This is a genomic window from Actinomadura sp. NPDC049753, assembly GCF_040674655.1.
In the GTDB taxonomy this organism is placed as follows: domain Bacteria; phylum Actinomycetota; class Actinomycetes; order Streptosporangiales; family Streptosporangiaceae; genus Spirillospora; species Spirillospora verrucosospora.
The window spans coordinates 23,595-36,847 of record NZ_JBFARL010000029.1 but is presented as its reverse complement, the minus strand read 5'-3'; the positions used below and the strand labels follow the sequence as shown (position 1 = coordinate 36,847).

At 72.6% G+C, this 13,253-nt stretch carries 14 protein-coding genes; 6 read left to right on the top strand and 8 right to left on the bottom strand.

Features of this window, described 5'->3' with window-relative positions; genetic code table 11:
- Positions 1-70: 70 nt before the first annotated feature.
- The 4 genes from AB0K37_RS11050 to AB0K37_RS11035 all read right to left on the bottom strand — a co-directional run bounded on the left by AB0K37_RS11050 (position 71) and on the right by AB0K37_RS11035 (position 3,914).
- Entirely contained in the window at positions 71-958 is an 888-nt protein-coding gene (locus tag AB0K37_RS11050) for a hypothetical protein (protein ID WP_363978171.1), read from the bottom strand.
- Between the two features lie 62 nt (positions 959-1,020).
- Positions 1,021-1,929 carry a DUF5753 domain-containing protein gene (locus AB0K37_RS11045; protein WP_363978168.1) on the bottom strand — a complete coding sequence of 303 codons (909 nt, stop codon included), beginning with the start codon at positions 1,927-1,929 and terminating at the stop codon, positions 1,021-1,023.
- Positions 1,926-2,753 carry an SAM-dependent methyltransferase gene (locus AB0K37_RS11040; RefSeq protein ID WP_363978165.1) on the bottom strand — a complete coding sequence of 276 codons (828 nt, stop codon included), beginning with the start codon at positions 2,751-2,753 and terminating at the stop codon, positions 1,926-1,928. Before AB0K37_RS11040 ends, AB0K37_RS11045 begins: the two co-directional genes overlap by 4 nt.
- Positions 2,754-2,909: 156 nt before the next feature.
- Entirely contained in the window at positions 2,910-3,914 is a 1,005-nt protein-coding gene (locus AB0K37_RS11035) for an oxygenase MpaB family protein (protein WP_363978162.1), read from the bottom strand.
- Between the two features lie 109 nt (positions 3,915-4,023).
- On the opposite strand from AB0K37_RS11035, the gene AB0K37_RS11030 reads away from it, so the two are divergent.
- Complete coding sequence (locus AB0K37_RS11030) at positions 4,024-4,662, top strand: TetR family transcriptional regulator (protein ID WP_363978159.1); 639 nt, start codon at positions 4,024-4,026, stop codon at positions 4,660-4,662.
- Between the two features lie 105 nt (positions 4,663-4,767).
- The gene (locus AB0K37_RS11025) at positions 4,768-6,375 is read left to right on the top strand and encodes a peptide chain release factor 3 (protein WP_363978156.1); all 1,608 of its coding nucleotides are present in this window, start codon (positions 4,768-4,770) and stop codon (positions 6,373-6,375) included.
- Here the strand turns inward: AB0K37_RS11025 and AB0K37_RS11020 are convergent.
- A complete protein-coding gene (locus AB0K37_RS11020; RefSeq protein WP_363978153.1) occupies positions 6,341-6,640 on the bottom strand; it encodes a hypothetical protein in 300 nt (99 codons plus the stop codon). The two genes, AB0K37_RS11025 and AB0K37_RS11020, sit on opposite strands and share 35 nt — an antisense overlap.
- Before the next feature lie 877 nt (positions 6,641-7,517).
- Here AB0K37_RS11020 and AB0K37_RS11015 point away from each other — a divergent pair.
- The 3 genes from AB0K37_RS11015 to AB0K37_RS11005 are packed head-to-tail and all read left to right on the top strand — an operon-like array spanning position 7,518 to position 9,032.
- On the top strand, positions 7,518-8,063 hold the full coding sequence (locus tag AB0K37_RS11015) for a hypothetical protein (protein ID WP_363978150.1): 546 nt from the start codon (positions 7,518-7,520) through the stop codon (positions 8,061-8,063).
- On the top strand, positions 8,053-8,556 hold the full coding sequence (locus AB0K37_RS11010) for a hypothetical protein (RefSeq protein WP_363978147.1): 504 nt from the start codon (positions 8,053-8,055) through the stop codon (positions 8,554-8,556). The genes AB0K37_RS11015 and AB0K37_RS11010 overlap by 11 nt, the downstream gene beginning before the upstream one ends.
- Positions 8,553-9,032, top strand: coding sequence for a hypothetical protein (locus tag AB0K37_RS11005; protein WP_363978144.1), 480 nt, complete (start codon positions 8,553-8,555; stop codon positions 9,030-9,032). The genes AB0K37_RS11010 and AB0K37_RS11005 overlap by 4 nt, the downstream gene beginning before the upstream one ends.
- A gap of 12 nt (positions 9,033-9,044) precedes the next feature.
- On the opposite strand, the gene AB0K37_RS11000 is transcribed toward AB0K37_RS11005, so the two are convergent.
- Both AB0K37_RS11000 and AB0K37_RS10995 read right to left on the bottom strand, forming a co-directional pair.
- Positions 9,045-10,064, bottom strand: a complete 1,020-nt coding sequence (locus AB0K37_RS11000) for an aminotransferase class V-fold PLP-dependent enzyme (protein ID WP_363978141.1) — start codon at positions 10,062-10,064, stop codon at positions 9,045-9,047.
- A gap of 144 nt (positions 10,065-10,208) precedes the next feature.
- Positions 10,209-10,982, bottom strand: coding sequence for an SDR family oxidoreductase (locus tag AB0K37_RS10995; RefSeq protein WP_363978138.1), 774 nt, complete (start codon positions 10,980-10,982; stop codon positions 10,209-10,211).
- Positions 10,983-11,163: 181 nt separating this feature from the next.
- On the opposite strand from AB0K37_RS10995, the gene AB0K37_RS10990 reads away from it, so the two are divergent.
- Positions 11,164-12,009 (top strand): helix-turn-helix transcriptional regulator, encoded by an 846-nt coding sequence (locus tag AB0K37_RS10990; RefSeq protein WP_363978135.1) that lies wholly within the window; start codon positions 11,164-11,166, stop codon positions 12,007-12,009.
- Between the two features lie 180 nt (positions 12,010-12,189).
- On the opposite strand, the gene AB0K37_RS10985 is transcribed toward AB0K37_RS10990, so the two are convergent.
- Positions 12,190-13,182: a hypothetical protein gene (locus AB0K37_RS10985; RefSeq protein ID WP_363978132.1), complete on the bottom strand. Its 993-nt coding sequence runs from the start codon at positions 13,180-13,182 to the stop codon at positions 12,190-12,192.
- Positions 13,183-13,253 lie beyond the last annotated feature (71 nt).

Here is a 13,253-nt window from a genome sequence, read left to right as displayed (position 1 = left end):
GGCGAACGATACGGAACGCGGGGGAACGCAGGGAACCACATCCCTTTAGGGATATTCGTCCGGCATTCGGCTAATTGTCCGGTGCGCTCGCCGGGCGCGGCGGGACGGCGCCCGGCGCGGCCCCGCAGGACCGGAACGCGCGCGCCGCCTCCTCGTCGCCGTACCGCCCGGCCGCGTACGCCAGCGCGCGTGCGTGCGCCCGCGCCAGCCGCCGGTCGACCTCCCCGTCGTCGGCGGGCAGCAGGTCCGACGCGGCGCTCTGACCCGCCGCCGTGGCGTTCACCAGGTAGGCCGCCGCCTTGGGGCCGTGGCCCGTTCCGCACGCGAGGAGCACCGCGATCTCGTAGACGGCGTCCCGGTCCCCGCGCTCGGCCCGCGCCGCCAGCGCCGAGGCGTAAGGGCCGTGCGCGTCGAGCACCGCGCGCTCGCCCGGTTCGAGCCGCACCGGATCGGCCGCGCCGGCCGGCTGCGCGCCGGGCCCCCGGCCGGAGGCGGCACGGTCGCGCGCGCTCTGCTCCGCCTTGGCCTCCCTGAGCAGCCGGTGCCATTCCTCCAGGCATGCCGTGCCCGGATCCTCGGTCAGGCCGCCGTTCTCCCGGCCGCACCGCTGCAGGGCGAGGACGATCACCGCCAGCATCCCCGCGGACGGGAGCCGGGCGCCGTTGACGACCTGGTTCAGCGTGGAGCGCGCGACGCTCTTCGGCAGCGTGCCGCGCCCCCCGATGAGCGGATAGAACTCCTCCAGGTCCGCGACGATCCGGTTCACGACCGTCGGCGCGGGCGCCCCGGCCAGTGCGTAGAGCTCCTTGATCCGGTGCCTGAACACCTGGAGAGCGGAGGCTTCGGGCTGCTCGTCGGGCATCGCGTCCTCGTTCTCTCCGCCGCCCGCCCGGAGGGCCCCGGCCGCGGTGACAGGAGTGGACCGCCGGGACGGGACGGCGCGCGTGGTGCTCGCCATCGATCGCGGGACACGATGTCACAGCGCGGCGGCGGGCGTCTGCGTCATACGACACGGCCCCGTCACAACGCGCTGATCATCTCCTTCAGGATCAGCGGCGTCCGGGCCGGCGGCGAGGCCCGGGTGGCCAGCACGTTCATGGCGTGCCGGTGGTGGTCCCGTTCCCACGGCAGGTCCGGATAGATGGCGTTGTCCAGCTGTTCGAGGTAGACGACGTCGGCCAGATCATCGTGGGGAAGCCGGAGCAGCGTCATGGCGCCGGCCGGCGCGGCGTGTCCGGCGCTCGCGAACGGCAGGATCTGCAGCGTCACGTTCGGCAGTTCGCACAGCTCCAGCAGATGCTCGACCTGCCGGAACATCGTCGCCCGCCCCCCGACCGGGCGGCGCAGCGCCGCCTCGTCGAGGATCGTCCACACGCGCGCGGGCGAGGCCCGGTACAGGACGTCCTGCCGCCGCAGCCGCAACCGCACCCGCGCGTCGACCTCCTCGGCGGGGCCCGCACCCCAGGCGGACGCGAGCCGGGCCCGGGCGTACTCGGCGGTCTGGAGCAGGTCGGGGACGTACCGGACGGCGTAGCAGCGGATGACGGCGGCGATCTGCTCCGCCCCGACGTAGGGCAGGAACCAGTCGGGGATGATCCTGCGGTACGGCTGCCACCAGCCGGGACGGTGGGACTGCCGCGCCAGCTCCAGCAGCGTGACCCGGGTGGCGTGCTCCCCCACCCCGTACAGCTCGCACAGCGCCAGCACGTCGTCGATGCCGCAGCGCGTGACGCCGGACTCCAGGGCGGCGAGCCTGGCGTCGGAGCCGAGGGCCCGCGCCGCGGCCCGCGCGCTCAGCCCGCGCCGTGCGCGCAGCCTCCGCAGGTGGGCCGCCAGCACCAGCCTCGGCATCGTCGGCCCCGCGGACTCGTCGGCGCCCAGTCCGGCCGCGAGCGCGGCGCCGATCCGTCCGGCGGGGACGGGGCTCATGGCCCGGCGGGCTTGCGCGCGACGCCGCAGAACTGGTCGATCTCCTCGGGCTCCCCGAACGGCGTCGCCTCCGGCCGCCATCGGGTGCAGGAAACGACGCCGGGTTCGACGAGCTCCAGCCCCTGGAAAAGATTCTCGATCTGCCGGGGAGTGCGGTGGATTCCGGGTGGCCTGCCGAACCTGTTCCATTCCCGGATCGCCGACGCCATCCTCTCTCCGGTGATCTCGATCGTCGGGTGCGCGATGGCGAGGTGACTGCCGGGCGCCGTTCCGGCCATCAGCCCTCGGACGATGTCGAGCGCCTCGGCGTCGTCGGTGATGTGCCACAGCACCCCGAGCATCGTGATCGCGACCGGCTCGGTGAGGTCGAGCGTGGCCCCGGCCCCGCGCAGGACGGCCTCGGTGTCGCGCAGGTCGGCGTCCAGGTAGTCGGTGGCGCCCTCGGAGGTGCCGGCCAGCAGGGCCCTCGCGTGCGCCAGCACCAGCGGGTCGTTGTCGACGTAGACGACTTTCGAGTCGGGCGCCACGCGCTGGGCGACCTCGTGGGTGTTGTCGGCGGTCGGCAGCCCCGTCCCGATGTCGAGGAACTGCCGGACGCCCGCCTCGCCCGCCAGGAAGCGCACCGCCCTGCCGAGGAAGAGCCGGTCGGCGCGGGCCTGCTCCACGATGTCGGGCAGCACCGCCGCTATCCGGTCGCCGAGCTCGCGATCGACTTCGTAGTTCTCTTTGCCGCCCAGCCAGTAATCCCAGATCCGCGCCGAATGCGACACCGTGGTGTCGATCTCTGGGACGGGGGGCGGATGCGGCGCTCGCGGATCGTCCAAGACCTGCCCCTCCTCCCCGATGGACACAGCGCCTTCCACCCTAGGTCTCGGCCCGGCCTTTCCCCTGGCCCATTGAGGCCATCACGAAATCGAACCGCGTCTTTGGGCGAGATCGACGAACGCGGCGGCATTAATGGCCGAAACGCCGTTCGCGGGTCAGGCGGTGGCCTCCACCTCCGCGCGCGACAGCACCGGGTCGGGCGCGTCCGGCGCGGTGGAGGCGACCGGCGCCGAAGCGCCCGCCGCGACCCGGGCCCGCGCCTGCCGGAACTCCGGCAGCGGGCCGGTGGCGTCGTGCAGCGCGTTGAGGACGACCCACAGCGCCGTCCGGCGCAGCCGCAGCGTCACCGGGTTGGGCGGCTGGTAGAGGGCGAGCTTGCGCGCCCACTCCGGCAGCATGTCGCGGGCCGCCCAGTCCATGAACGGGCTGCCGGGCTCCCACGGCCTGGTCTTGCTGCCGCGCAGGTTGGGCCCGGTTCCGAACGCCTTGATCGGAGTGATCGCGAGGCGCGGCAGGTAGGACTCCAGGCACTCGGCGACGTCCGCCTTGGTGGCGGGCAGGTCCGTCCCGCCGAGGGCCTCGCCGACGCGGACGAACTCGCGGTAGTAGCGCTCCAGGTCGTCTCCCTTGAGCGGGCGGCGGTGGTAGCGCTCGTGCGCGGTCGCCAGCCCCCACACCACGGTCGCGTAGTTCCAGCGGAGCCAGTCGGGGTCGTCGGCGTCGTAGGCCAGCCCGTCCGGGCGGGTGCCCTTCACCGTGTGGTGCATGGCGCGGACGGTCCGGGCGAGGCGCTCGGCCGTCGCGGTGGAGCCGTAGGCCGTCCCGATGAAGAACGAGAGGGAGTGCCCGAGCCGCGCGGCCGCGCCCTCGGGGTCGATGCCGCCGGTCGGGACGCCGTCGACGCGCTCGGGGATGCGGGAGTGGTCGTAGGCCATCCAGCTGATGCTCGGGTCCAGGCCCTCGATGTAGGCGGCCCCGACCAGCCCGAGCAGCAGGGTCGGCAGGTGCGAGTGGACGTACCAGACCGCGCTGCCGGGCCCGAACCAGCCGGGGTCGCCCTCCGGTCCGGCGAACTCCAGCCCGCGGAAGAACCTGGAGCGGATCTCGGCGTCGAAGGCCCGCTCGAACCGCGCCGCGATGATGGTGTTCCTCGATGGCATGCCGCACTCCCGGCCAGTTCTGGTGACAGGTGTATCCAGAGTAAGTGTCTGGGTACATGCGTGTCCAGACTTCGAGGGCGCCCCGGCCCCGCGGGGTAGGGTGACCGGCATGGCGAGCACGCGCACGGCCGCGTCCACGCGGTGGGCCGGCGTCCCCGCGGGCCGGCGCCGCGACGAGCGGCGCGCCATGCTCCTGCGGGCCGCGTTCCGGCTGTTCGGCGAGGAGGGCGAGGCCGCCCTCACCGTCCGCGCCGTGTGCCGCGAGGCCGAGCTCCACACGCGGTACTTCTACGAGAACTTCGCCGACACCGGCGAGCTGCTCGCCGCCGTCTACGACCGGGAGGCCGCCGCCCTCGGCGAGGTCCTGGCCCGCGCCCTGGACGAGGCGGGCCCCCGTCCCGACGTCCGCACCCGCGCCGGCATCCGCGGCGTGCTCAGCTTCATCAGCGACGACCCCCGCCGGGGCCGCGTCCTGTTCGCCGAGGCGCGCGGCAACGAGGTCCTGGCCGAGCGCCGCCGCGCCGCGCAGACCGCCCTGCTGGAGGGCGTCCTCGCGATGAGCCGCGCCGAGAGCCCGCCGCTCCCCGTCGTCGTCGCCGCGACGATGTTCACCGGCGCGATGACCGAGCTGGCCCGGCAGTGGGCCGACGGCCGCCTGGGCGACGACCTCGACGCCGTGGTCGACAGCGCCGTCGAGCTCTCCCTGGCCCTGCACGCCTCGACCGCCCCCCACCTCCCCGCCGGGTAGCGGTACCGGGGCGGAGCCGGTCCAGGACGGTCGGCGGCTCGCGCATCTCTTCGAGGGGGAAATCGACCCTAGAGTAGGGGGACGGTCGGCGGAGAGGGGAGCGCGGTGAGCGCCGGAATCGGCACTGCGGAGGACGTTGCGGCGGAGGCGGCGCGGCGCCGGACGTTCGCGGTGATCAGTCACCCCGACGCCGGCAAGTCCACGCTGACCGAGGCGCTCGCCCTGCACGCGCAGGCGATCGAGCAGGCCGGCGCGGTGCACGGCAAGGCCGGGCGCCGCGGCGTCCGCTCGGACTGGATGGACATGGAGCGCTCCCGCGGCATCTCCATCACCTCCTCGGTGCTGCGGTTCGAGTTCGGCGACGCCCTGCTGAACCTCCTCGACACCCCCGGCCACGCGGACTTCTCCGAGGACACCTACCGCGTGCTCGCCGCCGTCGACGGGGCGATCATGCTGCTGGACTCGGCCAAGGGCCTGGAGGCGCAGACGCTCAAGCTGTTCGACGTGTGCCGGCACCGCGGCATCCCCGTCATCACGTTCGTCAACAAGTGGGACCGGCCGGGCCGCGAGCCGCTGGAACTGCTGGACGAGGTCGAGCAGCGCATCGGCCTGCACCCGGCGCCGCTGAACTGGCCGGTCGGCATCGCCGGGGACTTCCGCGGCCTGATCGACCGCGCCGACGGCTCCTACACCCGGTTCCGCCGCACCCCCGGCGGCGCCACCCGCGCGGCCGCCGAACGCGTCCCGGCCGACCGGGCCGCCGCCGAGGAGGGCCAGGCCTGGGTGACCGCCAACGAGGAGCTGGCCCTGCTGGAGGAGATCGGCGCCGTCCTCGACATGGACGCCTTCGCGGCGGGCTCCAGCACCCCCGTCCTGTTCGGCGCCGCGCTGCCCAACTTCGGCGTCAGCGCGCTGCTCGACACCGTGCGCCGGCTGGCGCCCGCGCCGTCCGCGCGCACCGACGCCGCGGGCCACCCGCGACCGGTGACGGCGCCGTTCTCCGGGCAGGTGTTCAAGGTGCAGGCGGGTATGGACCGGGCGCACCGCGACCGGCTGGCCTTCATCCGCGTCTGCTCGGGCCGCTTCGAGCGCGGCGCGACCCTCACCCACGCCCCGACCGGGCGCCCGCTGGCGACCAAGTACGCCCAGACGGTCTTCGGCCGCGACCGCTCCACCCTGGACGCCGCCTACCCGGGAGACGTCATCGGGCTGCCCAACGCCTCCGGCCTGACCGTCGGCGACACCCTGTACACCCGGACCCCCGTGACGTTCCCGCCGATCCCGGCGTTCGCGCCCGAGCACTTCATGGTGGCGCGGGTCAAGGACAACAGCCGGGCCAAGCAGTTCCGCCGCGGCATCGACCAGCTCGACAGCGAGGGCGTCGTGCAGGTGCTGCGCAGCGACCTGCGCGGCGACCAGGCCCCCGTCCTGGCCGCGGTCGGCCCTCTCCAGTTCGACGTGTTCACCGCGCGGATGGCCGACGAGTTCGGCGCCCCGGTCGAGCTGTCCCGCCTCGACTACACGACCGCCCGCATCACCGACAAGGAGTCCGCCGAGACGCTCGCCGGGCGGCGCGGCGTCGAGGTGCTCACCCGCACCCTCGACGGCTCGTACATCGCGGTCTTCGTCGACAAGTGGCGGGTGCGCGCGATCGAACGCGAACACCCCGACCTCACCCTCACCCCCATGCTCGCCGCGGGCGTCCCGGACTGACCCGCACCCCCGCGCCCGTGCACGGTGCGCGCTCTCCGTCCCCGTAGAGACCGGCGACCGCGAAGCCGACGCGGTCGCGTGCTGTCTCCGGCGTCCTGATTCCGATCAGGGGGTAGTACGCCAGGCCCCCGGCGAGCGCGACCAGCTCGACGCCGGCGGTCAGCGGCTCCACACTCTCCACGAGGAGTCCGGTGTCCAGGTCTCTGCGCAGAAGCTCGGCGACCTGCCCGTGGAAGGTTTGATGAGGGAGGGCGAGTGTCAACAACGAGCAGTGCCCTCCGAACAGGGTTCGGAGGGCACTGGGTTCACCTGTCAGAGCCCCGGCTCAGCCGGAGCCCCGTAGACGTCAGTTGCAGCCCATCGGGCAGCCGGAGTCCCAGTTGTGGATGCAGCCGCGGAGCAGCCGCCGGACCTGCCGTCGGATCTTGCGCATATTAATCATCTCCCAGATTCTTTGCGTCTACCCCGGTTCCGAACCCCGGGGCTGTCCCGGGAGGAACCCGGGACTTCTCCTACCGTACCGGAGGGAACGGAACCGCAAGGCAACAATGGAGCAGGAATGGCGAATCTTCTGCGTCGGCCTGCTGCCCAAACAATACGATGCTGTCACATTAGTTCGATGCGGGTTGACGCGAGCCCGATCGGAGGGCATTCCCGAGATCTCCTGGCGGCGGCGAGCGCCGCGAAGAAGACCACACCCATCCCGAACCAGACCAGGGGCCCGGGGGCCTGCTCCGCGCCAAGCGGGCCAAAGACGGCGGCGACGAAGCCGACCAGGCTGCTGGCCGTCGCCGGCGCCTCCCTGGCCCTCCCGCGCAAGGCGCGACGCTGCCGGACCCGGCGAGTGAGCCGCCGATCCGCGTCCTCAATGCCCCGGGCAGTTGGGCGCCAACCGCCTCGGCCACCGGTTCCTCCGCTGCCATGGGCATGTCAATGGTCGTTCAGCAGCGGAAAAGACCAGTTCATGGGCCGGGCAGGGGCAGTTCGCCGCCCACACCGCGCGGGTATGCGGCGCCAAGGGAGGTACCGGCCGTCCGGTACCGCGCTCCGACGGGAGGGCACGCATGTTCGATCAGCATCCGGCCGGCGTCCGTTCATCAGGTCCGGCCGTCGTTCGGCGACGCCGTCGAGCACGGATCGCGGTGCCGCTGACCGTCGGCGCGGCCGCCGTGGTCGCGGCCGCCGTCACCGGATGCGGCGGCGGGTCGAGCACCTCGTCCAAGCCGACGACATCGCCCCCGTCCTCCCCGGCGACGTCGCCCCCCTCCTCGGCCCCTCCCACCGGCAGCGCGCCCGGCGGCACGATCAAGACGGCGAGCGTGGGGCAGCTGGGACAGATCGTGGTCGACGGCCAGGCCCGGACGGTGTACCTGTTCCAGAAGGACACGGGGACCACATCGTCCTGCTCAGGGTCATGCGCCGCGGTGTGGCCGCCCGTCACGACCAACGGGATGCCTCAGGCCGGTTCGGGAGCGGACGCGGCGAAGCTGGGCACCACCAAGCGGAGCGACGGCACGACCGAGGTCACCTACAGCGGGCACCCTCTTTACTACTACGCGCCTGACGGCACCACGAGCGGCAGCACCAAGGGACAGGGGCTCAACCAGTTCGGCGCCAAGTGGTACGTGCTGTCCCCGTCCGGTGCGCCGGTGACGAAGCAGCCGTCGGGTGGCGGCGGTGGCTACTGAGAGAGGCCGTCCGGGGACGGCCCGGTTCGGCGGGAGGCTCGCCGCCGCTTCGCTCGCGGCGTCGGCGCTCGCCGGTTGCGCGACCGCGACCAACTCGCAGAATCCCGGCCGGACGCAGATCAGCACGGCCCAGGCGCCGCGCCTCGGGCAGATCCTGGTGAACGAGGAGGGACGGACGCTGTACCTGTTCGTCGCCGACCCGCCGAACCAGTCGACCTGCTCGGGGGCATGCGCGAGCATCTGGCCACCGGTGACCACCGAGGGCGCCCCGACCACGGCCGGAAGCGCCCAGCGGTCCCAGATCGCCACGATCAACCGCTCCGACGGGCCCCCGCAGATCGTCTACGGGGGCCACCCGCTGTACTACTACCAAGCCGACACCGGACGCGGTGACACTCACGGCGAGGCCCTCACCCAGTTCGGCGCCGAATGGTACGCCGTCTCGCCCCAGGGCCAGCAGGTCGAGAGCGGAACGAGCGCGGGATCGCCATGAGCTATGCGCTGCGCTATCTGGGCGTCCTGCTGCTGTTCGGCATAGGCGCGGTCCATCTCTACGAGTACTTCGCGGACTACTACCGCGTCATCCCGGTCATCGGCGTGCTGTTCGTGCTCAATTTCGCCGGCGCGGTGGTGCTGGCTCTCACCCTGGCCAGTCCGCTGAGGTCCCTGCCCGGCCTTTCCGCCGTGCCGGTCTTCGGGCGCGCCCCCCACGCGCTCGTGGCGCTCGGAGCGATCGTCTTCTCGCTGGGAACCATCATCGGTCTTCTGATCAGTGAACAGGGCGCGCTGTTCGGGTTCCACGAATACGGCTACCGGACCACCGTCATGCTCGCGCTCGGCCTGGAGTCCGGCGTCATCGTCGTCCTCTCGGCCTTTCTGGCACTCGAAGTACGCAGGCTGCGTCTGCCTGCCGGAGCGGGCGGAGGCCGAGCGTCCGCGCGCGGCCACAACGTCCCACCCCGTCGCTGAGCTGTGCCGGCCTCAGGCCAGGGCCGCGATGGCGGCGTCGACGTCGGCCTCGGTCGTGTAGAGGTGGAAGGCCAGGCGCGCCGCGCCCTTGCGGACGGATGCCCGGACACCGGCCGCCGCGAGCCGCTCGGCCGCGCCCGGCCGGGTGACGCTGACGATCGCGCTGTCGCCGGGCGGCATGCCGAGGCCCGCCCGGAACCGGTCGGCCATCCGTACGTCGTGCTCGTGGATCGGGCCGATGCCGACCTCCAGGAGCAGCTCCAGCGTGGGGGCGGCCGCGACGTAGGAGAACCAGGGGGCCGCGATGTCGAACCGGCGGGCGTCCTTCGCCAGCCGCAGCGGGGGGCCGTAGGATGCGTCGCCGTCACCGGCGTACCAGTTGGCGGCGAGCGGCCGTACGCGGTCGCGCACGGCCGGGCTCACGTAGCAGAAGGCGGTACCGCGCGGGCACATCAGCCACTTGTACGCCGAGACGGCGAGGACGTCGAAGGGCGTCGCGTCGACCGGGAGCCAGCCGACCGCCTGGGTGGCGTCGCCGACGACGAGCGCGCCGTGCGCCCGCGCCGCCGCGACGACCTCGTCGACGGCGGCGACCTCGCCCGTCGCGGACTGGACCAGGCTGAAGGCGACCGCGTCCGTGCGCTCGTCGATCGCGCCCGGCAGGTCGGCGGGCGGGACCGTGCGCACGTCGAGGTCGTGCACGAGCCAGGGGAACAGGTTCGACGTCTGCTCGATGTCGGGGACGACGACGCGCGAGCCGGGCGGCAGCGAGGCGGCGACCGGGGCCAGCACCTGCGAGGCGGAGGCGCCCACGGCCACGTCGTCGGCCGCGACGCCGACCAGGCGCGCGAACGCGTCGCGCGCCCGACCGGTGGACCGGTCCCACTTGTCCCAGCCGTTGGCTCCGCGGCGCCACTCGGCCAGCGCGCCCTGCAGCGCGTCGAACGCCGGCTCCGGCGGTATGCCGTAGCTCGCGGTGTTCAGCCATCCCGGCTCTGGGTCCCACATACGTACCGCTTCGTCCAGCTTCACCCTGGTGAGCCTAGGGCCTGGTGGCGAGGAGGCCGCAGAGAGGCGGTAGCGCCTACGGCCTTCCCCGGCCGGCCCGGCAGGCGGCGCTCACCGCGAACCGTGGGCGCCGCCTGACCGTTTCCCCGGGCCCTTCCAGCAGGAGGCTCAGGACAACTGTCCGGTGGGCATGATGGTGACCTGCTGGAGGTTGACGTGCGGCGGCAGCGCGGCCAGGAAGCCGATGGTGGCGGCGACGTCCTGCGGGGCGAGCCACTTCATCGTCTCCTTGGAGCCCTCCAGCCACTCCCGGGCGCCGGGGTCGGTGACGTGGCTCTGCAGCTCGGTGCCGACGATGCCGGGCTCGATCGCCGACACGCGCACGTTCTTGGGGCCGAGTTCGGCGCGCAGGTGCCGCGACAGGTGGGTGACGTAGGCCTTGGTGGCCGAGTACACCGCGAAGTTGGGGAAGATGTTCTGCGCGGCGATCGACGACGTGTTGACCAGGTCGGCGACTCCGCGCTCGGTCCCGGCCTCGACCAGCTGCGGGACGAACGCGCCGACGGTGTTCATCAGGCCGGTGACGTTCAGGTCGATCTGGTGCTGCCACTGCCCGGTGGCCAGTTCCTCGATCGGCGCCGGAAGCATCACCCCGGCGTTGTTGAACAGCAGGTCGGCGCCGCCCAGTTCGGCGGCGACCCGGTCGGCGGCGGCCTGGACCGCGGCGGCGTCGGTCACGTCCACGGCGATCGCCACGGCGGTGCCGCCGTCCTTCTCGATCCGGGCGGCGAGACCGGCGAGCCGGTCCTCCCTGCGGGCCAGCAGCACGACGGTCGCGCCCTGGCCGGAGAGCTGCTCGGCCGTGGCCTCGCCGATGCCGCTGGAGGCACCGCTGATCACCGCGACGCGGCCCGACAGCGGGGTGGCGGAGGTCTGAGTCATGATCGAACCTTTCAGGTGACGTCCCGGTCGGTGGCCACCGACCGGCACCATCAGGACATCAGCGTGAAGAGCACTCCAGAGCGCCTAAAATGACCTTGTCGCGGCAGGTACCGGCGACACTGGTACCGGCAAGACCACCCACGACCGCCGTCGCCCATCCCGCCCGGGCCACACTGGAAGCATGGACGCCAACACCGAGCTCGCGGACTTCCTGCGCAGCCGCCGCGCCCGGATCACCCCGGACGAGGCCGGACTGCCCTCGGACGGGCGGATCCGGCGGGTGCCCGGGCTGCGCCGCGACGAGGTCGCCCGGCTCGCCGGCGTCAGCACCGAGTACTACACCCGCCTGGAGCAGGGCCGCGCCGCCAACCCCTCCACCGAGGTGGTCGAGGCCCTGTGCCGGGCCCTGCGCATGGATCCCGCCGAATGCGAGCACCTGCGGGACCTGCTGGCCCGGCCCGCACGCGCCCGCCGCACCCCCGCGCCCCCGCAGCGGGTCCGGCCCGGCCTGCACCTGATGCTCCACACCCTGGAGCACGTGCCCGCCTTCATCCTCGGCCGACGCACCGACGTGCTGGCCTCCAACCGGCTCGCCCGCGAGGTCCTCACCGACTTCGACGCCCTGCCCGCCACACAGTGCAACCTCGCCCGCTACTACCTCCTCGATCCCGCCGCCCGCGAACAGGTCGGCGACTGGGAGCGGATCGCCGCCGAGACCGTCGCCGTCCTCCGTCTCGAAGCGGGCCGCCACCCCCACGACAGGCAGCTCGCCGACCTGATCGGCGAGCTCACCGTCAGATCACCCGAGTTCTCCACCTGGTGGAACGACCACCGCGTCCTGCGCCGCACCCACGGCACCAAGCGCTACCACCACCCCGTCGCCGGCGACCTCGAATTCGCCTACGAGTCCTTCCAGGTCCCCGGCGACACCGACCAGACCCTGTGCGTCTACAACGTCGAACCCGCCTCCCCCACCGCCGACGCACTGCGCCTGCTGTCGAGCTGGACCGCCCCCGACCGCGCCTGAACGACCGTGCCTGAACGACCGCGCGGCCAAGAGCCTCAGGACCGGAGGCCCTTTCGGCCGCCACCCCATGGCGCCCGCGCGGACGAGCATGGGGAGGGGCGGCTGCCCCTCCCCACTCGTGGTGACTGCTCCGGTCGGGCCGCGGCACGTGTGCCGCGGCCCGTCCGGCCGGTGTGACCGTCAGGCGGAACTGCCCTTCGGCATGATGAAGCGGTGCTCGTCCTTCGACCACTCCACCTCCGGGATCGGGCGCCTCGCGGCGGCGAACGCCGCGAGGAAGACGATGCCCATCCCGATCCAGACCAGAGGGCCGGGGGCCTGCACCGCGGGCAGCGCCCCCCAGAGGGCGCCGAGGAAGCCGATCAGGCACCCCATCGGACTGTCGAGCAGGTAGAGCAGGCTCGACACCTTCAGCGAGACCTTGCCGCTCACCCAGGCACCGATGATCGTCGGCACCGCGAAGGACAGGATGCCGGCGCAGGTGCCCAGCAGGACCACCCTCCCCGACAGCTCCGAGTACCCTCCGCCGAGGAGCGGGCTCGCCCCCCACACCGCGAGAGCGGTGAGGGGAATCGCGACGACGTCCGCCACCGCCAGGATCCTCAGCCGGTCAACGGCCTTCGGATAGTGCTTCTCGTCGTACAGGCAGTGGAGGTAGTTCCAGAAGCTCCAGGCGCCGAAAAGGCCGCAGCCGATCCCGATTCCCGTCTCCCAGGGCGAGTGCTCGAACCCGTCCCAGGGCTTGTTGACGACCACGACGCCCGCGAACGCGGCCACGCGGAACACGACGCTCAGGACGGCGTCACGAAGGACGCCGACCGGCGCCTCCTCAGGATGCCGGAAGATCGTCCACAGTACGCTGCCGTCGGAGCAGAGCGGCCCCAGGGCGGACATCGTGATGATCGCCCCCATGCCCACGAGCTGGGAGCCGTAGGGGTAGAGCACGTTGATCACTACGAGGCCGACCGCGAGGCGACCGACGATCACGCGGTCGTAGGGGGTGAGCGACTTGAACGGAAGGGCCCTTCGGGTCCTCCAGACCGTCCATCCCCAGATCACGAGGCCACCGATCACACCCGTGACCAGCCCGCTCGCCAGTGGGTCGGCCAGGGTGTTGAACGCCCAGCCGATCTGTTGGATCAATAGTTCGCCGAATACGACAATGCCGTACACAGTCTTTCCTTTGTGACGACTCCGCCCCGAGGACGGAGGTGGCTGTGGTCCGCGAACCACGGCGTGCTCTG

Coding starts and splice junctions, on each gene's coding strand:
- AB0K37_RS11035 (WP_363978162.1), bottom strand. CDS start 3,914: ATGCCATCGAGGAACACCATCATCGCGGCGCGGTTCGAGCGGGCCTTC.
- AB0K37_RS10990 (WP_363978135.1), top strand. CDS start 11,164: ATGGACGCCAACACCGAGCTCGCGGACTTCCTGCGCAGCCGCCGCGCC.
- AB0K37_RS10995 (WP_363978138.1), bottom strand. CDS start 10,982: ATGACTCAGACCTCCGCCACCCCGCTGTCGGGCCGCGTCGCGGTGATC.
- AB0K37_RS11045 (WP_363978168.1), bottom strand. CDS start 1,929: ATGAGCCCCGTCCCCGCCGGACGGATCGGCGCCGCGCTCGCGGCCGGA.
- AB0K37_RS11030 (WP_363978159.1), top strand. CDS start 4,024: ATGGCGAGCACGCGCACGGCCGCGTCCACGCGGTGGGCCGGCGTCCCC.
- AB0K37_RS11050 (WP_363978171.1), bottom strand. CDS start 958: ATGGCGAGCACCACGCGCGCCGTCCCGTCCCGGCGGTCCACTCCTGTC.
- AB0K37_RS11005 (WP_363978144.1), top strand. CDS start 8,553: ATGAGCTATGCGCTGCGCTATCTGGGCGTCCTGCTGCTGTTCGGCATA.